The sequence below is a fragment of the Thiolapillus sp. genome (assembly GCF_048562965.1).
Classification (GTDB): domain Bacteria; phylum Pseudomonadota; class Gammaproteobacteria; order Chromatiales; family Chromatiaceae; genus Thiolapillus; species Thiolapillus brandeum_A.
Genome location: NZ_JBHNMF010001433.1, coordinates 1 through 628, shown reverse-complemented (window position 1 = coordinate 628; position 628 = coordinate 1). Strand labels below are relative to the sequence as shown.

Sequence of the window (628 nt, the reverse complement as noted above, 5' to 3'; positions counted from 1 at the left end):
CCTTCGTCATCGACGCCAATGACTATGCCTGGGCGGCCAATATGAAGCGCCTGCTCCAGGAAACCTGCGCCATTGTCGCCAAACGCCAATCGAAGCGCCTGACCGGGAATGAGTACAAAAACCTGCAGAAACGCTACCGCAATATCCTCACCCGCGGTGCAAAGCAGCTCCCGCCTATCCCGCCCAGACAAAACGGCAAACGGGGCCGGGTCGCCAAATCCGATGCGCACAACCTGTGGGAACGACTGAAGAAGCATGAGACGGCAGTACTGCTCTTCGCCAGACTCTCATACGTGCCGTTTACCAACAACCGGGCCGAACGTGACCTGAGAATGAGCAAGGTCAAACAGAAGGTGTCGGGGTGCTTCCGGACAAGAAAGCACGCCGAGGTCTATTGCCGCATCTCCAGTTACCTGCAGACCATGGCAAATCAGGGATACAATCCGCTGGTCGCCATTCAAATGGCCTTTTCGGGACAGCTCTATGCTGATAGGGGTGAGTAGTTACAGTTCACCTATGGACTGGGAGTGTACCGGCAGATGGTACGCCACGGTGAGAATACGTCTGCCGAGCTGGAGAACATGCTTTGCCTGTTGCTGCAGCTCGCCAGGGCGCAGGAAAAGGGCGA

The 628-nt window shown here is 56.7% G+C and carries 1 protein-coding gene; it reads left to right on the top strand.

Features of this window, described 5'->3' with window-relative positions; genetic code table 11:
- The coding region (locus tag ACOCD2_RS24775) for an IS66 family transposase (protein WP_419590057.1) at nt 1–503 on the top strand (503 nt) is incomplete at its 5' end.
- Nucleotides 504–628 lie beyond the last annotated feature (125 nt).